At 69.4% G+C, this 21754-nt stretch carries 27 protein-coding genes; 6 read left to right on the top strand and 21 right to left on the bottom strand.

Features of this window, described 5'->3' with window-relative positions; translation table 11 throughout:
- The first annotated feature begins 61 nt into the window (after positions 1-61).
- The gene (locus G6045_RS06290) at positions 62-2182 is read left to right on the top strand and encodes an aminoglycoside phosphotransferase family protein (RefSeq protein WP_328707676.1); all 2121 of its coding nucleotides are present in this window, start codon (positions 62-64) and stop codon (positions 2180-2182) included.
- A gap of 3 nt (positions 2183-2185) precedes the next feature.
- Here the strand turns inward: G6045_RS06290 and G6045_RS06285 are convergent, their stop codons facing one another.
- Positions 2186-3073, bottom strand: coding sequence for a winged helix-turn-helix domain-containing protein (locus G6045_RS06285; RefSeq protein WP_328707675.1), 888 nt, complete (start codon positions 3071-3073; stop codon positions 2186-2188).
- 151 nt (positions 3074-3224) lie between these two features.
- Between G6045_RS06285 and G6045_RS06280 the strand changes: the two genes are divergently transcribed.
- Complete coding sequence (locus G6045_RS06280; protein ID WP_165330801.1) at positions 3225-3413, top strand: hypothetical protein; 189 nt, start codon at positions 3225-3227, stop codon at positions 3411-3413.
- Here G6045_RS06280 and G6045_RS06275 read toward each other — a convergent pair.
- Both G6045_RS06275 and G6045_RS06270 read right to left on the bottom strand, forming a co-directional pair.
- Positions 3404-4108 (bottom strand): HAD family hydrolase, encoded by a 705-nt coding sequence (locus G6045_RS06275; protein WP_328707674.1) that lies wholly within the window; start codon positions 4106-4108, stop codon positions 3404-3406. The two genes, G6045_RS06280 and G6045_RS06275, sit on opposite strands and share 10 nt — an antisense overlap.
- Positions 4109-4146: 38 nt before the next feature.
- Positions 4147-5052 carry a GntR family transcriptional regulator gene (locus tag G6045_RS06270; RefSeq protein WP_206343326.1) on the bottom strand — a complete coding sequence of 302 codons (906 nt, stop codon included), beginning with the start codon at positions 5050-5052 and terminating at the stop codon, positions 4147-4149.
- A gap of 156 nt (positions 5053-5208) precedes the next feature.
- Between G6045_RS06270 and G6045_RS06265 the strand changes: the two genes are divergently transcribed.
- Entirely contained in the window at positions 5209-5397 is a 189-nt protein-coding gene (locus G6045_RS06265) for a hypothetical protein (protein ID WP_165330799.1), read from the top strand.
- A gap of 32 nt (positions 5398-5429) precedes the next feature.
- On the opposite strand, the gene G6045_RS06260 is transcribed toward G6045_RS06265, so the two are convergent.
- On the bottom strand, positions 5430-6383 hold the full coding sequence (locus tag G6045_RS06260) for a winged helix-turn-helix domain-containing protein (RefSeq protein ID WP_206343324.1): 954 nt from the start codon (positions 6381-6383) through the stop codon (positions 5430-5432).
- A 208-nt stretch (positions 6384-6591) separates the two neighbouring features.
- Between G6045_RS06260 and G6045_RS06255 the strand changes: the two genes are divergently transcribed.
- Complete coding sequence (locus tag G6045_RS06255) at positions 6592-6777, top strand: hypothetical protein (RefSeq protein WP_165330798.1); 186 nt, start codon at positions 6592-6594, stop codon at positions 6775-6777.
- Between the two features lie 85 nt (positions 6778-6862).
- On the opposite strand, the gene G6045_RS06250 is transcribed toward G6045_RS06255, so the two are convergent.
- The 4 genes from G6045_RS06250 to G6045_RS06235 all read right to left on the bottom strand — a co-directional run bounded on the left by G6045_RS06250 (position 6863) and on the right by G6045_RS06235 (position 10695).
- Positions 6863-8104 (bottom strand): GNAT family N-acetyltransferase, encoded by a 1242-nt coding sequence (locus G6045_RS06250; RefSeq protein ID WP_165330797.1) that lies wholly within the window; start codon positions 8102-8104, stop codon positions 6863-6865.
- A 44-nt stretch (positions 8105-8148) separates the two neighbouring features.
- Positions 8149-8661: a GtrA domain-containing protein gene (locus G6045_RS06245; protein WP_165330796.1), complete on the bottom strand. Its 513-nt coding sequence runs from the start codon at positions 8659-8661 to the stop codon at positions 8149-8151.
- A gap of 395 nt (positions 8662-9056) precedes the next feature.
- Positions 9057-10019 carry an asparaginase gene (locus G6045_RS06240; RefSeq protein WP_165330795.1) on the bottom strand — a complete coding sequence of 321 codons (963 nt, stop codon included), beginning with the start codon at positions 10017-10019 and terminating at the stop codon, positions 9057-9059.
- A 49-nt stretch (positions 10020-10068) separates the two neighbouring features.
- Positions 10069-10695: an RsiG family protein gene (locus tag G6045_RS06235; protein WP_165330794.1), complete on the bottom strand. Its 627-nt coding sequence runs from the start codon at positions 10693-10695 to the stop codon at positions 10069-10071.
- A gap of 275 nt (positions 10696-10970) precedes the next feature.
- Between G6045_RS06235 and dtd the strand changes: the two genes are divergently transcribed.
- Positions 10971-11408, top strand: coding sequence for a D-aminoacyl-tRNA deacylase (dtd, locus tag G6045_RS06230; RefSeq protein WP_165330793.1), 438 nt, complete (start codon positions 10971-10973; stop codon positions 11406-11408).
- On the opposite strand, the gene ygfZ is transcribed toward dtd, so the two are convergent.
- The 6 genes from ygfZ to G6045_RS06200 form a co-directional block, all read right to left on the bottom strand.
- Positions 11409-12374, bottom strand: coding sequence for a CAF17-like 4Fe-4S cluster assembly/insertion protein YgfZ (gene ygfZ / locus G6045_RS06225; RefSeq protein ID WP_165330849.1), 966 nt, complete (start codon positions 12372-12374; stop codon positions 11409-11411).
- 37 nt (positions 12375-12411) lie between these two features.
- Positions 12412-12879, bottom strand: coding sequence for a Fur family transcriptional regulator (locus tag G6045_RS06220; protein ID WP_165330792.1), 468 nt, complete (start codon positions 12877-12879; stop codon positions 12412-12414).
- A 131-nt stretch (positions 12880-13010) separates the two neighbouring features.
- On the bottom strand, positions 13011-13583 hold the full coding sequence (locus tag G6045_RS06215; protein ID WP_165330791.1) for an FABP family protein: 573 nt from the start codon (positions 13581-13583) through the stop codon (positions 13011-13013).
- A 259-nt stretch (positions 13584-13842) separates the two neighbouring features.
- Positions 13843-14724: a hypothetical protein gene (locus G6045_RS06210; RefSeq protein ID WP_165330790.1), complete on the bottom strand. Its 882-nt coding sequence runs from the start codon at positions 14722-14724 to the stop codon at positions 13843-13845.
- On the bottom strand, positions 14721-15584 hold the full coding sequence (locus G6045_RS06205; RefSeq protein WP_328707673.1) for a hypothetical protein: 864 nt from the start codon (positions 15582-15584) through the stop codon (positions 14721-14723). The genes G6045_RS06210 and G6045_RS06205 overlap by 4 nt, the downstream gene beginning before the upstream one ends.
- Entirely contained in the window at positions 15581-16402 is an 822-nt protein-coding gene (locus G6045_RS06200; RefSeq protein WP_328707672.1) for a hypothetical protein, read from the bottom strand. Before G6045_RS06200 ends, G6045_RS06205 begins: the two co-directional genes overlap by 4 nt.
- 321 nt (positions 16403-16723) lie before the next feature.
- On the opposite strand from G6045_RS06200, the gene G6045_RS06195 reads away from it, so the two are divergent.
- Positions 16724-17149: an SRPBCC family protein gene (locus tag G6045_RS06195; RefSeq protein WP_165330789.1), complete on the top strand. Its 426-nt coding sequence runs from the start codon at positions 16724-16726 to the stop codon at positions 17147-17149.
- Between the two features lie 9 nt (positions 17150-17158).
- Here the strand turns inward: G6045_RS06195 and G6045_RS06190 are convergent, their stop codons facing one another.
- The 7 genes from G6045_RS06190 to G6045_RS06165 form a co-directional block, all read right to left on the bottom strand.
- Complete coding sequence (locus G6045_RS06190) at positions 17159-17422, bottom strand: DUF3099 domain-containing protein (RefSeq protein ID WP_165330788.1); 264 nt, start codon at positions 17420-17422, stop codon at positions 17159-17161.
- Between the two features lie 148 nt (positions 17423-17570).
- Entirely contained in the window at positions 17571-17858 is a 288-nt protein-coding gene (locus tag G6045_RS06185; RefSeq protein ID WP_165330787.1) for a DUF1416 domain-containing protein, read from the bottom strand.
- 35 nt (positions 17859-17893) lie between these two features.
- Positions 17894-18730 carry a sulfurtransferase gene (locus tag G6045_RS06180; protein WP_165330786.1) on the bottom strand — a complete coding sequence of 279 codons (837 nt, stop codon included), beginning with the start codon at positions 18728-18730 and terminating at the stop codon, positions 17894-17896.
- Positions 18731-18880: 150 nt separating this feature from the next.
- Complete coding sequence (locus G6045_RS42340; protein WP_408056302.1) at positions 18881-18964, bottom strand: putative leader peptide; 84 nt, start codon at positions 18962-18964, stop codon at positions 18881-18883.
- A 200-nt stretch (positions 18965-19164) separates the two neighbouring features.
- Complete coding sequence (locus G6045_RS06175; protein ID WP_165330785.1) at positions 19165-19899, bottom strand: LmeA family phospholipid-binding protein; 735 nt, start codon at positions 19897-19899, stop codon at positions 19165-19167.
- A 159-nt stretch (positions 19900-20058) separates the two neighbouring features.
- On the bottom strand, positions 20059-21342 hold the full coding sequence (locus tag G6045_RS06170; protein WP_165330784.1) for a hypothetical protein: 1284 nt from the start codon (positions 21340-21342) through the stop codon (positions 20059-20061).
- Between the two features lie 10 nt (positions 21343-21352).
- On the bottom strand, positions 21353-21607 hold the full coding sequence (locus G6045_RS06165; protein WP_165330783.1) for a MoaD/ThiS family protein: 255 nt from the start codon (positions 21605-21607) through the stop codon (positions 21353-21355).
- Positions 21608-21754: the final 147 nt, after the last annotated feature.

Genomic DNA, 21754 nt, shown 5'->3' with positions numbered 1-21754 from the left:
CTTTGTGGAGCAGGCGCGATGCCACGGGGCGATGACCCGCGGCCACCACAATCGGAACTTCATGATTCCTCTCCCCGAGGACATGGCCGAGCTCCTGAAACAGGCTCCCGGCACCAACGTGATGGTGCGGACCCGGCTGCCCGACGCCCTGCGCGTGGTCATCAGGACCTGGCAGGACGAGGCGAGAATCCTCGATGCGGTCAAGGACGTGCTGCCGCAGGTTCCGCGCTGTCTGGCCTCTCATGAGGACACGGCGATCCACAGTTATGTGGAGGGCGTCCCGCTCTCCAGCGTCTGCGAGAACGGCAAGCCCGTGGACAGGCTTCTGGTGCGGGCCCTGACCGGCGTCCTGGCGGAAATGACGCAGGTGCGCAAGGAGTCGCTGCCGAAGCTGCCGGACAGCTGGCCGCGCAGCCACCGGGACAGCCGTGGCTTCTTACGCAACCTCGCTCTGATGGCGGATGAGCAGATCCGCAAGCCCAACTGGGCCGAATTCGGCGGCCTGTTCGCGGCACTCGGCATCTCGGACGATGCCCTCGCGCAGTTCGCCGAGCGCATCCCCGCCATGTCGCCGCGGCCCTTCAGCCTGCTGCACACGGATCTGCATCGCGACAACATCATCGTCACCTACGACGGCCGGCCGCCGCTCATCTATGTCGACTGGGAACTGGCCTCCTGGGGCGACCCGCTGCACGATCTGGCCAACCACCTGGTGCGGATGCAGTACCCGGAACAGCAGCAGTCCGAGGTCGTCGAAACCTGGGCCGCCGACATGGAACGGGTCAGGCCCGAAGCCACCGAAGGCCTGCCACGCGACCTGCAGCACTACCTCGACTTCGAACACGCCCAGTCGGTGTTTCCCGACGTGATGCGCGCGGCCAACTCCCTGGGTGCGGAGCTGGTGCCCCAGCGTCTTGAGAGGGCCACGCAGCAGGTGGCGCAGGCGCTGCGAAGGGCCACCGCGCCTTTGCAGTTGGCGGATGTTCCCGAGTCGGAGATCAGGCGCGTCCTCTACCGCTGGCAGGCCGCACGCATCGCACGCCGTGGCCCTTCGCCGATGGTACGGGGCATCACGTTCGAGCCCGACGAACGTTTCGAGCACCCGGAATGCGACAGCGACACCGTGCTGGCCGCACTGGAGGCGGAAGGCGCGGCGCCGGCGAACCGGGTATTCAAAGGCACGGCGCATCTCAACACGGTGGTGCAGGTGCCGGGCCGGTTCCGCCCCATCGTCGTACGCCGCAAGGTCGGCGGCGAGGGCCGACGCGAGCAGAGCTTCCTCAGCGAGCACGCGGTCCTGCGGCTCATCGAGCGCTCACCTGCCACCCAGAAGACCGTCCGCGCACCACGCGTCCTCGCGCTGGGCACCAGCAGCCTCAAGGACGCCTTCGCCATCCACTCGTACGAGGGCCCTGAGGACGGACGGGCACCGAACCATCCCGAGCACGGGCTCCTGCCCCACGAGGCCGACAACCTGGTCGACCAGCTCTGCGCCCTGGCGGCCATCGACCAGGACGCCCTGTGGGAACTCGACCCGGCGGCGAAGGATCTGGACTTCTATGCCTGGCTGACCGGGCAACTGGTCCATCTGGTCGCTTCGCTGCCCGCCGAGTCGAAGAAGCTGGCCCGCGCGCTGGGACTGCCCGATGAGTACCGGCTCCAGGACCTCCTGCGCCGCCACAAGGTCACCCCGCGCGCGTTCGCGCTGCTGCACGGCGACCTCAACCCCTGGAATCTCGTCAGGCATGACGGTGAACTCACCATCATCGACTGGGAGATGGCGATGGTGGGCGATCCGCTGTACGACCTCGTACGACACCTGCATCTGACGCCGGTACGGCCCGCGATCAGGACCCGTATGTTCACGCGCTGGCACAAGAAGATGGGCAGGGAGCGCGTCCTCGCCTACACGCAGGGCTGGGAGGCCGACTGGCGCGTGTACCGATGGATCGAGCTGATCCGCTCCGCCTATATCGATCTCGACCGCCTGGTGACCGGTGACGGCCTGGACGCCCCCAACGTCCGGCGCGCGGTCGACCGCTATGCGATGACACTGGCCGATGCGACAGCGGCGCTGGGCCTTCGTTCCCGGCCGACCGCGAATCCCTATCTCGAACGATCGCTGCCCATCGTCGAAGGGACACTCATCCGGGCAGACGGTCTGGAGCCCAAGGGCTCGTAGGGTTCAGACCCCGGCCGGCCTCGACAGCAGCTTCCACAACGAGTCGAACCAGCTCTGCAGGCTGGCCACGAACACGGAACCGGCCGACTTGGGATCGCCCCCCTGTGCGGCGTGATGAGCCAGCGTCGACCCGAGCCCCAGAACGTCCACCACATCCGCCGGAGTGTCATCAAGCAGATTGATCCTGCGCTCGAGGACCTCATAGGGACCGAGCAGCGCCTCACGCCCGTTGAGGACGTAGACCTTGAAGGTCGGTGCCAACGGCACAGTGCGGATTTCGACGGAGACCGTGTCGACCAGCCCCTCCGTCGCCAGTTCGCTCAGCACCCTCTTCAGTGAGCGTGAATGGACGTCGCTGATGGCCCGCAGCCGCTCCTGCGGGCGGGGATCCGGCGGGTTGCCTTTGATCCGCGGATACGGAAGGTAGGTGGACTCGTCCGGGAGCAGCATGCGCACCGTCACCGAGCGCGGCTGGACCTCTCCCGCCCGTACCCTCTCCGCCTGCACCCTGATGTGGGCGTCCAGAGATTCCGACGTGAGCGTGAAGACGTCCAGCGTCACCTCGTCGGCCTCGAAAGCCGCGCCGATCAGCGGCCCCAGCGTCACCCGCCGGCTGCGCCCGTCCCCCGTCACCGAGGGAATCTGCTGCTGCGCCTTCAACGTCTCCGGATGCGCCCGCACACGCGTGCCACTCCCCCGGCGGGACTCGACAAGGCCCTCCGCGGCCAGCTCGTGCAGGACTTTCACCACGGTGTCGCGGGAGACGCCGAGTTCGTCCGCCAACTCCCGTTGGGACGGGAGTTGTTGGCCGACCCGGTAGGTCCCTTCCTTCAGCCGGGACCGCAGTTCCTCCGCCACTTCCTGGAACGTCCTGCCACCACTCTCGCTCACGTCCTTCAACGTACCGTCGGATTACCGGCCACAAACCGCTTTCAGACAAGTTGGCTGCGCAGGTGGCGCCCGAGATTGTCGATCACCAGTCCAGGGGACATACCTTTCAGACAACCAGTCCAGTTGGACTGAAGAGGGGAGGGTTGGCGCTATGGTGAGGTTCCCTGAAATGGTCGAACTGGCCCTGGTCTTCTGGCAGTTGCTCGACCAGATGCACCTGATCGAAGGTGGTCCGGTGATCGTGACCATCGCTCTTGTGGCCACGGCAGTCCGCACGCGCAATTCAGCAGTCGCCTACGCAGCCGCCATGGCCGCACTGGTAGTCCTGGCTCAGGCCTGAGCCGCCGCCTCCCAGACGAGGTCGAGGACCGGGCCCAGGGAGTCGACGACGAGGTCGGCTCCCGCGGAGCGCAGGTGTTCCTGGCGGCGCGAATCGCGGCCGTAGCCGAGGAAGTCGACGCCCGCGGCGCGGGCCGCGTGCAGGTCGGCCGCGGTGTCGCCGATCATCAGGGCCTGGGAGGCCTCGGCACCCAGGAAGTCCAGAGCCCGGTGCAGGCAGTCGGGGTCGGGCTTGAGGTGGTCGACCTTGTGGGTGCGGCCGTGGATGCCGCCGCCGAAGCAGCGCAGCAGGTTGCGCTCGGTCAGGTAACGCTCCACCGCACGCGGCGAGTTGTTGGTCGTCACCGCCAGGCCGACACCCGTGGCGCTCCACGTCTGGATCAGACGGTCCACGTACGGGGTGGGATACGCCTTGACCGTCGCAAGGAGCTCCTCGCGGGTGAGCTCGTCCTCCAGGCCCTCGACCAGCTCGCGGTCCGGGTAGGTGCGGTCGACCTCGCGCAGCAGCGCGTGCGGGTCGTCGCCGTCCCAGGCGGGGTCGACGATGCCCGGTCCGCCGTTCTCGTCGAGCCAGGCGAGCAGGCGCCGGGTCACATCGGCGGCCGGATGTCCGGCGAAGAGCCGGCAGATCGGCCCGTCGAAGTCGAAGAGCACCGCCTGTTTGCCGGTGATCAAATCGCCGACTCTCTCGATCACTTGGGCCGCCTGAGTGGTCTGTGTCGTTTCAGAAGTCACTAAGAGAGTGTCAGGTCCCCGGCGATCGTGTTCCAGAGTGCGTCGAACCACCGCTGCGACTCCTCCACAAATGACGCGTCCTTGCCCCCCTCGCCCGGTTCTCCTGTGGCCGGCTTTTCGAAGGAGAAGAGGAGGGACTTGGTACCCAGGGCGTCGAAGAGCTCCACCATCTCGCTGTCGCCGCCCACGGGCTCCTCGCGCCGCGTCACCATGTAGTACGCGAAGAGGGCTTCCGAGCCGTTGATGAGATAGAGCTTCACGGGCGGAGTGAACGGCAGAGCCTTGAACGTGACCCGTACGTCGACCTCGTGGGTCGAGCGCAGGGCGAGGAGGTTGTGCTTCAGGACCTGCCCCTGGGCGTTGCGCTGGTCGAGCCAGCGCTTGTGGACCGCCTCCACGTCACCCTCGACCGGGACCGGGAAGGCCAGGTCGATGTCGCGGCTCGGCAGCAGCAGCCGCACCTCGATGGACTCCGGGCGCAAGGTGCCCTCGTGGACCCGGCGCAGGGGCTCGCCCAGGGCGATCATCAAGGTCTCGGACGTGAGGCTGAGCGCGTCGATCCGGACGTGCGGACGGCCGAAGGCGCGCACCAGTTGGGGGCCGAGGCCGACCATCGTGGGCTGCGGTCCTGTGGGCGTGGGCAGGGCGGCCCGGGGGGCGATCTGCGGCGGGGCGCCCTTGGTGACGTTCTTGAGCAGGCCGTCGTCCTGGAGCATCTTGAGGGCGAGGCGGACCGTGCCCCGCTCCACGCCGAACTCCTCCGCCAGCCGGCCCTGGGTCGGGAGGCGACTGCCCGGCTGCAGTTCGCCGTTCCTGATCCGGCTGCGGAGTATCTCCGCGATCTCTTGGTGCGAGGGCTTTCTGCCGTTCACCGTCACGCTCTCCTGGGCCTGGGTCACGACCAGAAGGTTACAACTCCCGTTGAGCTGGCGGCAGTTGTTTCGACCTACGAACCAAGGGAAGAAACTTGGTGAGACTAGGAACCAACCACAGCCAAGTTTCCCCGAAGTTGGCAGTCGCTGGTTCGCGTAGCTCCTCCCCACCCCGAAGGAGGAACCACCATGCCGGTCATCGCGCTCCTTGGTGCAGTCTTCGTCATCGGATTCGAGCAGCTGGTGCAGTGGCAGTACGGACCCATGGGCATCATCGGCCTGCTGCTCGTGACCATCGGCATCAAGGCCAAGAGTCCCACCTGCAGCTCCATCGGAGCTGTCATGCTCGCGGTCCTGGTCGCCGGCCCCGCCCTCTGAGCCCCATCGGCCCGGCGGGGCCACCCCATCCGTCAGAACCCGGGGGGCGCCAGCTCCAGCGGCGAACTGATCGTCTCCCACAGCGCGTTGAACCACAGATGCGACTGCTCGACGAAGGTCGTATCCCTCAGGCCGGCGCCCTGCTGGAACGCGAAGAGCATCGACTGCGTCCCCTGGGCGTCGTACATCTCGAGGTACTCGTGATCGATCTCGGCGCCGCGCCTGGTGAGCGTGTAGTACGCGAAGAGCGCTTCCGAGCCGTTGAGGAGATAGAGCTTCACGGGCGGCGTGAACGGCAGCGCCCGGAAGGAGACGGAGACGTCGATGCCGTGCGTGGAGCGCAGCGCGAGGAGATTGTGCCTGAGCACCTGCCCCTGCGCGTTGCGCTGGGCCAGCCACTGCCTGCGCACCGGGTTGATCGCCTCCTGGCCTGCGGATACGCCTTCGACCGGCACCGGGAAGGCGAGGTCGATATGGCGGCTGGGCAGCAGTACCCGGACATTGACCCTGGCCGGTTTCGGCCCCCCTGCGTGGATGTACCGCAGCGGTTCACCAATCGCGAGGGTCAGCGATATGGACGTCAGGCAGATCGCGTCGATCTCCACCTGGGGCGCCGAGAACGCCGAGGTGATCCGGGGTCCGAGGGCGACCGTGGTCGGCATCGGGGCGGCTTCCGCGCCCGCGAAGGAGTGCATCACCTCCGCCGCGTCCACGGCGACCGTCGCGGGGCTCCCCTTGGTCACGTTGGTGAGCAGCCGCTCGGCCTTGAGGATGTCGAGCGCCTGCCGTACGGCACCGCGTTCGACACCGAACTCGTCTGCCAACTTGGCCTGCGTCGGCATCCGTTGGCCCGGCTGCAGCTGTCCGCTGCGGATCCGGGCGCGCAGTTCATCCGCCACCTCACGGTGCGACCTGCGGGCGCTTTCCGCGCTGCGGGGACCGCTGTGGACTTCGTCCTGAGGAGCACGATTCGGGCTCACAACCAAATAGTACAACTTCCCGCCATCTTCGGGGAGTTGTTGGAAACCTGGTTATCGATCGGCCCCAAGGGCAAAAACCCTTTGAGAGTTGGCTACCAACTCCGACAAGCTGGATGCACCCAGAGCAACATGGTCAGACCCTGGACGGTTGGCACCCGACGAAGCGTGACCCGCCGCCAGGCAGCTTCCTCCCCTATCCCAAGGAGGGAACGTCATGCCGCTCATTGCCATCATCATCGCCGGCCTGGCCCTTGCCTTCGAGCAGGCGATCCAGTGGAAGTACGGCCCGATGGGCATCATCGCCTTCGTCGCGCTGACCATCGGCATCAAGGCCAAGAACACCATGTTCAGCAGCATCGGCGCGGTCATCCTCGTCATGCTGCTCGCCCAGTCCGGCTGACCGGGCTCCCCGCCGGAGGGGAGCGGGGAGTCCGGTCGACCGACCGACGGGCGTTCCAGAACACGCCGGAGCACCTCAGAACATGTCAGAACATGTCCGGGCACCACGGTCGCCTGGACGTACGCAGCAGGGCGTCGGCCGCGGCGGCGGCGCCCGGACGCTCCTCGGTCACGGTGCCGAGCGCGGCGAGCCGCACGGCCGACTCGTCACCGAGCCAGAGCGTCGCCAACTCCCTTACGTCCATGGAGAGTTCCGCACTCTCCGTGGTCGGTACGCAGGCCGCACCGTCCGGGCCGGCGTCGAGCCGGTACCGCCCGCCGGTGTAGCCCGCCGGGTCCCTGATCTCCAGGACGAGGGATCCGGCGCCGTTGTACGTCCGCGTCTCCAGCGCCCGTACGGCATCGAGGATCCGCACCCAGAGGAAGTCGGCCTGGGTGACCACCCGGGCGGCGCGGGGGTCCGGGAGGTACAGCGGGATCAACGAGTCGGGGGCCCGGTGGCCGGTGCGGACCTTGAGGATCCAGTCGATGGAGACCAGGTACTGCCACAGCGCGCGCTCGGCGGCCGGCGTGACCGCGTCCAGGCCGCGCACTTTCGCCGTGTTCTGCGGCAGCTTGTTGTCGCTCCAGTGCGGCACCGGCTCGTAGGCGACCAGACCCTCCACTTCGCCGGACGGCGCGCGATAGACGGCGTAGTGCGGTTCGCTCCAGGAGTGGAACTGGTCCTGGAGCAGTCCGGTGTTCTGCTTCCACCAGCGTTCATTGCGGTCGACCGCGCCGGGCTGGCCGACACGCAGCCGTTCATGCAGGTCGGGTCCGAGCTTGCGGACGTCCGCGCCGTCGACCAGATCGATCCGGCCACCGTCGTCGGGACCTGACCAGCGCGGGTCGAGGCCCGCGCGCGGGACGTCGATCTCCCACTGGGTGGTCCAGGTGGCGGGCCCGAATCCGAACCGTCCGTAGATCGGGTACTCCGCGGCGATCAGCGTGGCGACGACGTCACCGCGCTCCTTCGCCGCGTCGAGGTCCTTCGCCATCATCCGGCTCAACAGACCGCGGCGGCGGTGCGTCGGCGAGACCGTGACGTTGGTGACCGCGTCGGCCGCGACCTCCGCGCCGCCGACGGCGGTGAGCTTCTGCGCGAAGGAACGGAAGGTGGCCACACAGCGGCCCTGGTCGAAGGCGCCGAGGGTGCGGGAGAGGTCGATGGAGGAGCGGCGTTCGGCCACTTGCTCTTCTGTGAGGGCCGGACTGCGCAGGAACCCGGTGTTCAGGGCCCGGGCCCAGTCGGCTACGTCGGCGTCTGCGAGAGAACGGATGTCGACCATACGGGCCACGGTAGGCGGGGTGCGGCGCCCGATGCATCCGGGTTTCAGGCGGCCGGGCAGAGCGCCTGGGCGCCGACCGGCGCCTGCGCCCGGACCACGGCGGCCACCGGCGCGGACCCGGGTGCGGCCTGCGCCCGGCTGCGGGCGAAGACCACGACCCGCAGGACCACGAACCGGCCGATGCCCGCGAACCCGGAGGCCGACAGGTAGACGATCTGCTCGAGCACCGCGCCCGGCGAGGCCACCAGCTGCGTCAGGACCAGCATCGCCACGGAGGTCACCGCGTACGCGGCCACCGCGGACCCGGCCGACTGCCAGTGCTGGCGCCAGGTCGCGCGCCCGCCGGCGCCGAAGGTGAACCGCGCGTGCAGCTCGGTGGCGAGCAGCGTGGACGCCACGGTGATGAGCGCGTTGGCCAGGATCCAGGGCATCAGGGAGGCCAGGCCCGCCACGGCGAAGCTGGAGGCGACCCCGACCCCGCCGCCGCAGAGCACGAAGCGCGCGAAGGCCACGAAGGCGCCGGGCGCCTGCCGGCTGCTGCTGTGTCCTGTCTCCACGATCCCCACACCCCTTTGACGGCACCGACGGCTTTTCTGTGACACCGGCGCCCGGTCTCCTGCCACTAAGACCGTGGCCGAGCCCCGAACTAACCGGTGGCGCCATAATGGCACAGTTATGGCGCCATGGCGAGCCACTATTGGCGTCGCGTGCGCCAGAAATGGCGCCACACCGGATCCACCAACAGAAGGCGCAGGTCACAGACGTGCGGCCAAGACGCCACTCGACATCAACTGCGACACCAAGGTGGCGCCACTGCCGCCATGCCGAAACTATACGACTGTTCTATACGAGTGTTCAATACGTGCGTATAGATTCAGGGGCGCCGGGAACAAGAAAGCGTCCGCCGGCAGGTCGGAACCTGCCGGCGGACGCAAGGGGTGTGTGCCAGGACTCAGAAGGCCGCGCGGATCTCCCCCACCGGGATCCCGCCGCCGAGCAGCGGCGCCTCGCCGATCCGTGCCACCACCGACGCGTCGACGCCCATCAGTTCAAGGGCGCGGGAAAGGACCGGGCCCAGCGCCCGGGTCGCACCGTCGTCGATCTTGAACGCGAGCGCACGGCCGTCCGGCAGCGCGACCGCCTGGACCGCTTCGGCGCCCATCTTCGAGAGCGTGCCGGGCACCTCGCGCATCAGCCAGGTGTCCGGGCGCCGGGTGCCCGCGACGTACTCGGGGTGGGCGCGCATGGCGTCGGCGACGCGGCGTTCCGGCGTACCGGAAGGGGCGAGGACGAAGTGGCGGAAGGCGCGGGCCAGACCGGGCAGGGTCAGCGCCATCAGGGGCGCGCCGCATCCGTCCGTACCGATGGACGCGACCCGTTCGCCGGCCGCCGCCTCGACGACCTCACGGGTGAGCTGCTGCAGCGGGTGGGCCGGGTCCAGGTAGGTCTCGGTCGGCCAGCCCGCCTTCACACAGGCCGCCAGCATCGAGGTGTGCTTGCCGGAGCAGTTCATCGTGACCCGCTCGCGGGCGTGCCCGGCGGCCAGATAGGTCTCGGCCTCGACCGGGTCGAGTGGCAGGTCCGGCGGGCACTGCAACTGGGTCTCGGAAAGGCCCTGCTCGGCGAGCATCTTGCGGACGAGGTCCAGGTGGAAGGGTTCGCCGGAGTGGCTGGCCGCGGTCAGCGCGAGCCGTTCGCCGCTCAGGTCGAGGCCCGCGCGCAGGATCGCGGCGGCCTGCATGGGCTTGTTGGACGAGCGGGGGAAGACGGGTGTCGTGATGTCGCCGACCGCGTGCTCCACGGTGCCGTCCGCGGCGAGCACGACCAGGGAGCCCCGGTGATGGCCCTCGACGAAGCCGGAACGTACGACCTCGGCAAGGACCGGAGGTATCGGGGCGGGGGCGGTGGAGGTCATCGTCGGCCTTCCGGTGGTGCGGGCCCGCCCGCCGTGTCACCCCAGGGGCTCAGGAGAGCAGGTCGTCTACTTGTGCTTCGCCCTCACGGTACCTGCGCGCGATCTCCGCGCTGCAATCGTCGGCCGTCCGCTGGAGCGCCTGACGGCGCCGGGAGACCTGCTGTTCATGGCGGACAAGGCGGCCCATCGCGGTGTGCAGCTCTTCGTCCGTACGGGCGTCGAGGTCGCTCAGCTCCACCTCGGCGAGCATCTCGGCGGCGAGCAGCCGGTACTCCTCGCCATGGGGTGTACCGAGCGTGACATGGCGGGCGGAGGAGCGGTGTGTGGAGGGGGCGTCGGCGAGAATCTCGGAGAGCCGCTCCACGATCGCCGGGTCCGGCGCCGCGGCTTCGGGCGCACGGTCGTGCAGCCGACGGGCGAGCTCGGCGCGCAGGATGTCGATCCGGCCCTGGAGCAGCCGGCGCAGATAGCTGAGGTCCGCCTCGTCCTGCTGGGAGGTACGGCGCAGCCTGCGCAGCTCCGGCAGCCTGAGCGCCCCCATGTCGTGCTCGGGAAGCTCGGGCAGAGGGCTGTTCGTGCGCTGGACCGGCGGGCGCGGTACGGCGGCAGCTTCCGCCTGGCCCGTACGGGCTGTCGGCACGGGCCCGGAAGGCTGTCCGGTACTCGGAGTGCTCATGCGACTGTTCCTCCCCCAAGCTTTCGCTTGGCTCGAGCAGGGGGGACCCCCACCCTCGCTCGGTGCGGTGCACCGCGTGTGTGCATCGTGCCACTGAGTGTGGGGGATATGTGGCGGAGTGCACTCGATCGGCCCCGGATAGGTGCATGGCATTACGCGGCGGATGGGGCGCGTGGGGGAACTTCTGCCGTTGTTCACCCGGCAGTTGGCAGCTTTCGCCCTCTCACGGGGTGCTGTTCGGTGCTGCCGTTCGGGGGCACGGCATGATGTGCCGTATGCGTGCGGTGGTGCAGAGAGCGAACGGGGCGAGTGTCGTCGTCCAAGGTGAGAACGGCCCGCGGACGACGGGCGAGTTCAGCGGCGAGGGCCTGTGCGTCCTGGTCGGCGTCACCCATGACGACACCAAGGAGAAGGCCGCCCAGCTGGCCCGCAAGCTCTGGACCCTGCGGATCCTGGCCGACGAGAAGTCCTGCTCGGACCTCGACGCACCGCTCCTGGTGATCTCCCAGTTCACGCTGTACGGCGACGCCCGCAAGGGCCGCCGCCCCACCTGGAACGCGGCCGCGCCCGGCGATGTCGCCGAGCCGCTGGTCGACGAAGTGGTCGCTCAGCTGCGGGCGTTGGGGGCGACGGTGGGGGCGGGGCGGTTCGGTGCGTCGATGCGGGTGTCGCTGACGAACGACGGGCCGTTCACGGTGCTCCTGGAGATCTGACTACGGCTCCACGACGACTTCCTGAGCCGCCGCCGTCGTACCCACGAGCAGCGGGGCGTCCGCGGGGATGTTGCGCTTGATCAGGGCCAGGGCGATCGGGCCCAGTTCGTGGTGGCGGGCCGAGCTGGTGACGAAGCCGATCTTGCGGCCCTCGGGGCCGTCGGACGCCAGGCGGACCTCCGTGCCGTGGCCGTGCAGATGGACCTCGCTGCCGTCCAGGTGCAGGAAGACCAGGCGGCGCGGGGGCTTGCCCAGGTTCTGGACGCGGGCGACCGTCTCCTGGCCGCGGTAGCAGCCCTTCTGCAGGTGCACCGCGCTGCCGATCCAGCCCAGCTCGTGCGGGATGGTGCGGTGGTCGGTCTCGAAGCCGAGCCGCGGCCGGTGCGCCTCCACGCGCAGCGCCTCGTACGCGAGGATGCCGGCCGCGGGGCCGTTCTGCGCCACGTACGACTCCAGCTCGGCGCGCGGCAGGAAGAGATCGCGGCCGTACGCGGTCTCGCGGGCGACCACGCCCTCGGGGACCGCGGCGATCGAGCCGGCGGGCAGGTGCACGACCGCGAACTCCTCGGTGCGGTCGGTCACTTCGGCCCGGTAGAAGAACTTCATCGACTCCAGATACGCGAGCAGCGCCTCGCCCGTGCCCGCCTCGAAGTGCGCCCAGGTGGTCGTGCCGTCGTCGACGAGGGAGAGGTGGTGCTCGATGTGCCCGTTGGCGGAGAGGATCAGGGCCTCGGTGGCCTGGCCCGGCGGGAGCTCGCTGACGTGCTGGGTGAGCAGCAGGTGCAGCCAGGTGAGCCGGTCGTCGCCGGTGACCGTCAGGACCCCGCGGTGCGAGAGGTCGACGACGCCGCGCCCGTCCGCGAGAGCGCGCTGCTCCCCGTACAGCTCGCCGTAGTGCGCGGCGACGCCTTCATCGGCGCCCTCGGCGGGGACGGCGCCGGGCAGGGACAGCAAGGGGCTCTTCATGGTGGTCACTCACGTAACGACGGGGTGGGGGGCGGTTTTATTTCCGGGTCGGTTCCGCGGGACCGGTCCATTTCCCGGGACCGGCGTCCTTCGCCGTGCAGTCCTTGCAGCGGCCGAAGATCGCGAAGTGCTTCATATCGGTGTCGAAGCCGAATTCGCTGTGCAGCTTCGCCTTGAAGTCGGCGGCGACCGAGACGTCCGCCTCGATCACGTTCGTGCAGTCGCGGCAGACCAGATGCAGATGGTGGTGGCGGTCCGCGAGGTGGTACGTCGGGGCGCCGTGCCCGAGGTGGGCGTGGCTGACCAGACCCAGCTCCTCGAGCAGTTCGAGCGTGCGGTAGACCGTGGAGATGTTCACCCCGGACGCGGTCCTGCGGACCTCGGCGAGGATGTCGTCGGGCGTCGCGTGCTCGAGGGTGTCCACGGCTTCGAGGACAAGCTGACGCTGCGGCGTCAGCCGGTAGCCGCGCTGCCGCAGATCGCTCTTCCAGTCGGTGCTCACCACAGGGCCCAGTGTAGGCGGGTACCCCGGGGGTTCAGGCGGCCGCGAACGGGCAAAAGGCGGCACCCGTTCCCGGATGCCGCCTTTGCCCTGAAGCGCCTTGCCTGAAGTGCCTTCGCCCGAAGCTCGAGGGCCTACTTGAAGAACGCGATCCCGTCGTCCGGCAGATCACCGAGGTTGCGCGCCATCTCGGCGACCTCCTCGGGCGTGACGACCTTCTTCAGCTGCGCCGACATGTACGGGCGGAGCGGGACCTCGGGGGTCTGCTTCTCGCCGACCCACATCAGGTCGCCCTTGACGTAGCCGTACAGACGCTTGCCGCCGCTGTACGGACCGGAGGCGGCGGTGCGCGCGATGGCGTCCGTGGCCAGGTCGATCTGCGGCTTCTTGTCGGCCAGCTCGCCGTACCAGACCTCGACGACACCGTCGTCGCGGACCATCACGACCTCGACCTTGCGCTCGGCGTCGATCCGCCAGAACCCGGACTCGGTCTCGAGCGGCTTGACCTTGTTGCCCTCGGCGTCCAGGACCCACGTACGCGACTGGTACTCGAGGAAGTCACGGCCGTCGTGACTGAAGCTGACCTCCTGCCCGAAGTTGCACTGCTCGGCGCCGGGGAAGTCGGAGACACCCGCGCCCGCCCAGTTGCCGAGCAGGAAGGCGAGGGGCACGAGGGAGGGGTTCAGGTCGGACGGGATCTCGATCATCAGTTGCTCTCAGTACGGGGCGTACGGGATGTACGGGCGGCCGGCGCGTACGGGCGTCAGCGCTGACCCTGGTACAGCTTCTTCACGGTCAGTCCGGCGAAGGCGAGAACGCCGACGCAGACCAGAACGAGCAGGGCTGAGAAGAATGCCTCAAGCACGGCGGGTGCTCCTTGTGAGCTGTGGGCAGGTACGGGCCGGGCCCCAGCTTAGTCGGCTGGGGCCCGGGGGTCGCTGTGAGGTGGGCCCTTCGGGGCCCGGCTCAGCTCAGGAGCTGGGTCTGCAGGACGACGCTCTGGTGGAAGGGGGTGCGGTCGGCGCCGCGGCCCTTGTGGGACTGGACGACCAGACCGAGGGTGTCGCCCGAGGCGAGGTAGGCGACGCGGCCGTCGCCCTCCTCATTGGTCTCGTACACGTAGTGCTCGGTGTTCCAGCCTTCGCGCGGGTTCTCCCACCGCTCGTCGATCGCGGTCGAGCCGACCCCTTCCAGGTTGGCGCCCACATCGCCGCCCGGCGCCAGGATCGTGTCCATGAAGGCGTCCTTGTAGCCGACCGAGGGGAAGCGCACCAGGTAGATCCGACTCTCGGTGCCGTTGGGGGCGGTCCAGGAGCGGGCCACGATCTCGCGCGCACCGAAGTCGCGCAGACCGTTCACGATGTCGGTGCGCTCCTCCTTCACGTACTGCTCGGCGAACTCGCTGCTCTTGACCGCCTTCGCTCCCGTGTCGCCCTTCGCACCGGCCGGCGCGGGCAGCAACAGCTCGGTGAGCGCGGCGTGGTGGATCTCGCCCGGGTTGGCCTCGCCGAAGGGCTGCGGCTTCCCGGCCGGCAGCGCGGGGAGTTTCAGTTCCGGGTACTCCCAGCGGCCGTCCGACTGGGTCGCGAGACCCGGCACGTCGGTGCGCTCCATCGTGGTGATGGCGTACGCGGAGCCGGCACCGAGCCCGCCGCAGACAAGGACGGCCAGCGTCCAGCGGGCCACGGCGCGCAGGACGCGCCGGTCCTTGAGCGAGGGCTTCGGAGGCGGGGGCTGCACCCAGGTGGCCGGGCCCTCGGGCTCGACCTGGGTGACACCGCCCCAGGACTGCTGTGCCGGGATGCCCGGCTGCCCGGGGGCGCCCGGGGTCAGCTGCTGGTCGGTCATACGTACTCCCCCGGCGACTTGACGTGGTCGAGCTGCTTCTTCAGAAAGCCCGCGATGTCGGACTTGTTCATCGGCTTCGGGCCGTACACGTACACGCTGACGAAGGCGTCACCGACCTGCGCGCTGCAGAACATGTCGTCCACCTCCACGCCCTTCTCCGCGGGCAACAAGGTGCACTTGGCCTTGGGGTGCCCCTCGATCTTCGGGCCCTTCTTGGCGCCGGGGACCTCCATGGTCAGTGAGGTCATGAAGGATTGGAGATCCCTCAACGCCTTGCGGTCCTTCGCCTTGATGACCGTGGTCTCCACGACGAGGCCGGACTGCTCGTCGACATACGAGCGGCCGGCCACACCCTGCACGCCGAACTTCTCCATCCGCTCGTTGAACTCCCGGCGCTGCTTGCCGGTGAGACCCCGACCGGTCGCCTTGAGCTGCGCGGTGGCCTGCTTGCCCGACAGCGAAGTGTCGTTGCCGTTCTCGTCGACGTCCGGACCGAGGTGGTACCCCTCGGGCACGGGCAGCAGCAACTTGGACAGTTCGGTGTCGTGGCGCCCCCGGTGGGCGTCGCCGGCCGGGTCGCTGCCTTCTTCGTGCTTGCCCCAGTGTGTGGTGGTGACGGTCGTATCGGCCTTGTCCACCGTCGACTTGACGTAGAACCCGGCACCGCCGGCGCTTCCGAGCACGAGGACCACGGGCAGCACCACGGCGGCGATCCGGCGCGCTCGCGGCGAGCGCGCCGAACGCTCGGGGTGCTCAGGGCCCGAGGCCAGGGCGTCAGGCGCGCCGAATCCCAGGGGCTCCGCAGGCGCCGGGGCCTGAGGAGCACCCTGCGCGGCCTCATTGTGCGGTACGTCGTTCACAGTCGTCCCACCTGCCGCTCCGCGAACGAGCGGATGTCCTTCTTGCTGACGGGCTTCGTGTCGAAGATGTGCACTTCGACCATGACGTCACCGCGGAAGGCGGCGGCCTGCGCGTGATACACGGGCAGGTAGCCAGCTTCCCGTTCCACGGGCATCTGAGCCCACCTGCCGTCCACGCTCCCGCGGAACTCACCGCGGTCGGTGCCGTCGGTTTCCAGGTAGTACATCCGGTCCGCGGCGTTCTCGACGGCCCCGGCGACCCCGTCCTTGCCGAACTGGACCAGCCGGATGGCGACGAACCGCGAGCCCCGCTCCCAGTCGGCGGCGGCGATCCTGCGCACACCGATGCTGTTGAGGTGCTCGAGCATCCGCGGCGGCTCTTCGAACTCCCGGATGTAGCTCCGCACCGTCATCCAGCCGTCATCCGAGAGCGTCCCGCCCTCGAAGGTCGCAAACGACGCGTCCCGGTACCCTGACGGCCGCGGCAACAGCAGCTTCCGCAGATCCCCGTCCGCCTTGTGCCTGCCCCCCGCATCCTTGGCCGTCGCCGAGGACTTCTCCGGGTACGCCAGGTCCTGCTGGCTCAGCGCCGGCAGCGGCGTCGGCTTGCGCTCCGCCTGGACGGTGTAGCCGACGGCCGTGCCGCCCGCGACGCCGAGCAACGCGGCGGCGAAGATCAGCGCGGTCGTCCGGCCGCGCCGGCGCTTCGGGCGCGCGGGCGCATCGGGCACCTCGGGCGGCTGCGCCTGAGGCGGTGTCGGTGGCGACTCGTCGGTCGCCGGCCGGAACTCCGGCATCGGCGGTGCTGCTGGTTCCACGGTCCCCCCAGGACTCCTAGGACTCGCCGATTCCGTATCGGCGCGCCCAGAAGACCCACGGGAATCACCGGGAGTTGTACGTCTCCCGATAACGGTTAGGACACCACCTGACCTGCAAGGAACCACATCACCGCAGAACGCATCGCACCCTCCGCCACCGGGGCACACGCCCGCCAACCGGACCCGACGGGCATACATCCAGTGACCCAGGTCACATCAGGATCTGCGATGAGTTCTCGCGCCCCCGTCCGTCAACACCCCGTAAGCAGCGGCCACTTGGACCGCGCCGACCGGAGCACCACCGATGAGAGGCATACGACCATGAGCGAGCAGAACACCGCCGGTTACTCCTACTCCGTCTCCCGCGAGATCGCCGCCCCGGTGTCCCGCGTCTGGCAGGCCTACACGACCGCGGCCGAATGGCCGGCCTGGTTCGGGGCCGTGGAGGGCACGGTGGAGATCGACGTACGGCCGGGCGGGCCGTGGAAGGCGACGCTCGGGATGCCGGACGGCGGGCAGTTCCCGCTGACCGGTGAGTTCCGCGAGGTCGTGGAGGGCGAGCGGCTCGTGGTGACGATGGATGTGCCGGGCCAGCCGGCCGAGGTCATGGAGGTCGTCTTCGCGGAGTCCGGCACCGGTACGAAGGCCACGATCAACCAGACCGTCGCCACGAAGGAGGGCCACGACCAGGCGCGCGAGGGCAGCGAGATGATTCTGGCGGGGCTGGCGGCTCACTGCGAGGCGTGAGGCACCCGTCTACGGGGGCGGCTTGCGCTTGCCGTCCAGCTCGTCCCACCAGTCGTCGGACTTGGAGTCCCCTGACGGGTCGTCCCACCACCGGTCCTCCGGACCGCGCCGGTTGGCGACGATCGCGGCGACCGGCGGGATCACCATGGCGACCACGCACATCCCGACCGCGACCGGGACCGACCACAACCGGACGACGGCCCACGCCAGCACGAAGAGGCCGATGCACAGCCCCATCATGGCGAAGTAGACGTGCCGCCTTCGCGCGTACATACCTCCAGCGTAGGCCGAACGCACCGCGCAGCGCCGTATGGCGAAAAGCCGGAGGACCGCACCCGTTGCCTGGTAAGCGTCCAACCCCCAGGGGTGCGGCCCTCCGGCCGTATGCGAGGCGGTGTACGGGCCGCCGTCGTTGCGGTGCTCAGACCGCGATCGCGACCTCGGCGAGGCCGCCGGTCTGCGCGACCACCGTGCGGTCCGCGGTGCCGCCGGGCACGAGTGCCCGCAGCGTCCACGTGCCCTCGGCCGCGTAGAACCGGAACTGCCCGGTCGCCGAGGTGGGCACCTCGGCGGTGAACTCACCGGTCGAGTCGAGCAGTCGCACGTACCCCGTGACGGGCTCGCCGTCGCGGGTCACCTGGCCCTGGATGGTGGTCTCACCGGGCTTGATCGTCGAGGCGTCGGGGCCGCCGGCCTGCGCTCCACACATAGGTCGAATCCTTTCGAAGGAAGGTCAGCGGAAGGTCAGTTGGAGCCGAGCTCGATCGGCACGCCGACGAGGGAGCCGTACTCGGTCCAGGAGCCGTCGTAGTTCTTGACGTTCTCGACACCGAGCAGCTCGTGCAGGACGAACCAGGTCAGGGCCGAGCGCTCGCCGATACGGCAGTACGCGATGGTGTCCGTGGCGAGGTCGACCTGCTCGTCGGCGTAGAGCTTCTTGAGCTCGTCGTCCGACTTGAAGGTGCCGTCGTCGTTGGCGTTCTTGGACCACGGGATGTTGCGGGCGCTCGGCACGTGGCCGGGGCGCTGCGACTGCTCCTGCGGAAGGTGCGCCGGGGCGAGCAGCTTGCCGCTGAACTCGTCGGGCGAGCGCACGTCGACCAGGTTCTGGGTGCCGATCGCGCTTACGACGTCGTCGCGGAAGGCGCGGATCGCGGTGTTCTGGGCCTTGGCCTTGTACTCGGTCGCCGGGCGCGCGGCGATCTCGGTGACCAGGTCGCGGGAGTCGAGCTCCCACTTCTTGCGGCCGCCGTCGAGGAGCTTCACGTCCTGGTGACCGTAGAGCTTGAAGTACCAGTAGGCGTACGAGGCGAACCAGTTGTTGTTGCCGCCGTAGAGGACGACCGTGTCGTCGTTGGCGATACCGCGCTCGGAGAGCAGCTTCTCGAAGCCGGCCTGGTCGACGAAGTCGCGGCGGACCGGGTCCTGAAGGTCCTGCTTCCAGTCGATCTTGACGGCGTTCTTGATGTGGTTCTTGTCGTACGCCGAGGCGTCCTCGTCGACCTCGACGATGGCGACCTTGGGGTTGTCGAGGTTGGCCTCGACCCAGTCGGCGTCCACCAGGACGTCATTGCGGCTCATGTGCTGTCTCCTCCGGGGCAGTTACGGCAGGGATGCGGCAAGGCATGCGAAAACGGGGTGCGCGCACGGGCACGGGGTGACCCCGAGCCGTGACGGCTCAAGAGGTCCGGGGAAAGCGGGGGTCGGCGGCCGGACAGGCCGGATGCCCGCTCAGGCGGTGCGACAGAGCATGGCGGCGACGCGGCACAGGTCCACTGCCCGCCGCTTCGTGAAATCCGCCGCCTGTTGCTTCATGGGCCCGATCGTAGGGACGTATCGGTCGCCGTGTCACCGGTCGTCCGTATTTTGATACGCGATCGTCCGCATGTCGGGATCGGGAGGGCCTGAGGCCGGGTTCGACGGGGGGCGGAGGCGGGTGTCGTGCCCGTCACACCGTACGGATGGACGGGTTTGTCTCGCAGTGCGAGATGCGTGCGCGATGCGTGCGAGATGCCTCAGCCGACCAGCTTGACCTTGGTGCCGGTGACCGCGATCTCCACACCCTCCTCGGCCGACCGGACCGACTTGAGGTCGATGCCCGCGGGCAGCCCGTCGATCTTCTGCTTGAAGTCGGTGATCTCGCGCATCTTGCGGTCCGCGACGGAGACGCCGGCCAGCTTGGGCATCGCGTCGGCGTGGACGTAGACCGTGTTGCCGTCCTCGACGGTGACCGTGCTGGTCACACCGATCGGCGGGAGCTTCTTGCCGAACGCGGTGACCTCGATGGCCACCTTGATCTTGCCGTTGTCGGCCGCGGAGAGGCCCACGACCTTGGCCGTCATCCCGGGAGCGACCTGCGCGGCCTCGACCTTCGCGGCCTTCAGGAGTTCGTCGTACGCGATGAGCGCGGAGCCGTCGGCGCTGTCGGCGGTGGCCGAGCTGTAGCTGTCGGAGAACTCGACGCCGCGCATCGTGGCGTCCAGCTCGGCGATACGGATCTTCTTGCCGTCCTCGGCGGGGGCCTCGTAGTCGTCGATGCCGATCGAGACGTCGTCGAGCTTGCCGCCGGCGAGCTGGGTCAGGAAGGGGAAGCCGTTGATGGAGACGTCCGGCTTCTCGGCCAGGCCCTCGCTGACGCGTATCTTGTCCGCCGCCTCGTCCTCGGCGAAGCCCACGGCGATGCGGTCGGCCACGACGAAGAGTCCGCCCAGGATCACGGCGATGATCAGGAGTATTCGCAGTCCGCGCACGGTGTAGCCCCCACCTCAGGTGTCTTTGCGGGGAGCCTAACCGTGTCCCCCGGGGCTACGTCGAACACTCGAGATCTTGTCGAACAGCTGTGACAACGGCGCCGGGGTGGCCCCTCCCTGACAGGAGGGGCCACCCCGGCGCCGTACGGGCCGAGACGGTCAGCCGATCGCGCGCCCCAGGAGATACACCGCGGGCGCGGCCGCGGCGAGCGGCAGCGCGACGCCGGCCGTCATGTGCACGAAGCGCGACGGGTAGTCGTAGCTGGCCACGCGCAGACCGATCAGCGCACAGACACCGGCACCGAACCCGAGCAGCGCCCCGCCGGAGCCGAGACCGGTCATGCCGCCGGCCGCGATGCCCGCACCGGCCGCCGCGAGCAGCGCGACCACCACGGAGGCGACCGACGGCAGCGGCAGCGCGCGGGCGAGCGTGGCGGCCGCGGCCGCGAGCGCGCCGACCGTCGCGGCGTCGGAGGAGGCACCGAGGAAACCGGCCGCGATGATCGCGAGCGCGGCCGAGGCGACTGTGGCCATCAGGCCCTGCATGCGGTCGTCGGCGTCCGCGCGGGAACGCAGCTGGAGCACCAGCGTGAGCAGCACCCAGACGCCGAGCGTGCCGATGATCGCGGCGGGCGCGTGCTCACGGCCGGTCGTGAGCAGCACGAGGTCCGCGGCGAGCGCGCCCGCGAAGGCGAGGGCGATGCCCTGGCGCGCGGGCCACATCCCGTTGAGCCGGAACCAGCCGGCCGCGGTCAGCGCCTGGAGGACGAGCAGCGGGACGAGCAGGGCGTACGGGCCGATGGCCGCGCCGCCCGCGAGCAGCAGACCGATCCCCGCGGTGATCCCGGCGGGCTGGATGCCCGGCGCGATGATCGGCGAACGCCCTTCGGCGCGGGCCCGCTGGGCGTCGGTGATCCGCTGATTGCCCACGACCGTGGCGGGCCCGTAGGCGGGCCCGCCTACGGGAGCCGGCTCGGCGGGGGCCGGGGTGTACGTCTGCTGGTGCTGCTGCGCGGCCGGCTCCGCAGGCGCCGCACTGTAGGCGTACGCGTCGGCGGCGCGCTCGTCGTAGGGGTACGCGGTCCCCTGGTCGGCGGGGTGTGCGGACGCCTGGTCCGCGGAGTACGCGGGCTGCGGCTCGCCGTACTGGGCCGCGTACGGGTCGGTGCCCTGCTGCGGGTACTGCTGCTGGGGGTACGGGGCCTCCGGCGGCAGCGGGCCCGCGCCGTAGTTCTGCGGCGGCAGATACGCGGTGTCCGCCGCGGGGGCCTGGGTGTGCGGGTGCGCCTGGGTCTCCCAGGTCTGGCCCTGCCAGCGCTGGGTGTGCGGCGCCTCGTCGTAACCGGGCGTGCCCGTGTCCGAGGGCCACTGCGGGTCGGGCTGCTGCGGTTGCTGCTGCTGCCCGTACGGGTCGTACGAACCCTGCTGGTTCTGGTCGTTCATCGTGTACGGGTCACCCTCCTGCGAACGGCGGGAGCACCTCGACCGTGCCGCCCTCGGCAAGGCGTACGGTCTCATGTCCTCGGGTACCCACGGGGTCGCCGTCGATGAGGAACGAGCATCGCTGCAGGACGCGGACGAGTTCGCCGGGGTGTCGGACCCGGGCCGCGTCGAGGGCCTCGGCGAGGGTCTCGGCGTCGTAGGGCTCCTCTGCGAGGCCGGCGGCGGATTTGGCGGCGGCCCAGTAGCGGATCGTGCCGTTTGCCATGCGACGGCCCTCCTTTCGTTCGCATCCCATGATGCGGGGTGCGTGGGGGTGCTCGGGTCTGGGCGGGTTTTCTGCTGCGGGTGGGGCGCCTGCGGCGGGCCGTTTCCCCTACCCGCCCCTTCCCGGAACTGGGCTGTCTCTTATACA

Source organism: Streptomyces mesophilus, from assembly GCF_011044995.1.
Lineage (GTDB): Bacteria > Actinomycetota > Actinomycetes > Streptomycetales > Streptomycetaceae > Streptomyces > Streptomyces mesophilus.
The sequence above is the reverse complement of the archived record's forward strand: the minus strand, read 5'-3'. Positions and strand labels throughout refer to the sequence as shown.

What these genes read in the sequence shown, in the direction of transcription:
- ygfZ (WP_165330849.1), bottom strand. Translation starts at nt 12,374, where the DNA reads ATGAAGAGCCCCTTGCTGTCCCTGCCCGGCGCCGTCCCCGCCGAGGGC.
- G6045_RS06215 (WP_165330791.1), bottom strand. Translation starts at nt 13,583, where the DNA reads ATGATCGAGATCCCGTCCGACCTGAACCCCTCCCTCGTGCCCCTCGCC.
- G6045_RS06180 (WP_165330786.1), bottom strand. Translation starts at nt 18,730, where the DNA reads ATGAGCCGCAATGACGTCCTGGTGGACGCCGACTGGGTCGAGGCCAAC.
- G6045_RS06250 (WP_165330797.1), bottom strand. Translation starts at nt 8,104, where the DNA reads ATGGTCGACATCCGTTCTCTCGCAGACGCCGACGTAGCCGACTGGGCC.
- G6045_RS42340 (WP_408056302.1), bottom strand. Translation starts at nt 18,964, where the DNA reads ATGAAGCAACAGGCGGCGGATTTCACGAAGCGGCGGGCAGTGGACCTG.
- G6045_RS06210 (WP_165330790.1), bottom strand. Translation starts at nt 14,724, where the DNA reads ATGACCGACCAGCAGCTGACCCCGGGCGCCCCCGGGCAGCCGGGCATC.
- G6045_RS06265 (WP_165330799.1), top strand. Translation starts at nt 5,209, where the DNA reads ATGCCGGTCATCGCGCTCCTTGGTGCAGTCTTCGTCATCGGATTCGAG.
- dtd (WP_165330793.1), top strand. Translation starts at nt 10,971, where the DNA reads ATGCGTGCGGTGGTGCAGAGAGCGAACGGGGCGAGTGTCGTCGTCCAA.
- G6045_RS06290 (WP_328707676.1), top strand. Translation starts at nt 62, where the DNA reads ATGATTCCTCTCCCCGAGGACATGGCCGAGCTCCTGAAACAGGCTCCC.
- G6045_RS06240 (WP_165330795.1), bottom strand. Translation starts at nt 10,019, where the DNA reads ATGACCTCCACCGCCCCCGCCCCGATACCTCCGGTCCTTGCCGAGGTC.
- G6045_RS06195 (WP_165330789.1), top strand. Translation starts at nt 16,724, where the DNA reads ATGAGCGAGCAGAACACCGCCGGTTACTCCTACTCCGTCTCCCGCGAG.
- G6045_RS06190 (WP_165330788.1), bottom strand. Translation starts at nt 17,422, where the DNA reads ATGTACGCGCGAAGGCGGCACGTCTACTTCGCCATGATGGGGCTGTGC.
- G6045_RS06280 (WP_165330801.1), top strand. Translation starts at nt 3,225, where the DNA reads ATGGTGAGGTTCCCTGAAATGGTCGAACTGGCCCTGGTCTTCTGGCAG.
- G6045_RS06185 (WP_165330787.1), bottom strand. Translation starts at nt 17,858, where the DNA reads ATGTGTGGAGCGCAGGCCGGCGGCCCCGACGCCTCGACGATCAAGCCC.
- G6045_RS06255 (WP_165330798.1), top strand. Translation starts at nt 6,592, where the DNA reads ATGCCGCTCATTGCCATCATCATCGCCGGCCTGGCCCTTGCCTTCGAG.
- G6045_RS06235 (WP_165330794.1), bottom strand. Translation starts at nt 10,695, where the DNA reads ATGAGCACTCCGAGTACCGGACAGCCTTCCGGGCCCGTGCCGACAGCC.
- G6045_RS06170 (WP_165330784.1), bottom strand. Translation starts at nt 21,342, where the DNA reads ATGAACGACCAGAACCAGCAGGGTTCGTACGACCCGTACGGGCAGCAG.
- G6045_RS06165 (WP_165330783.1), bottom strand. Translation starts at nt 21,607, where the DNA reads ATGGCAAACGGCACGATCCGCTACTGGGCCGCCGCCAAATCCGCCGCC.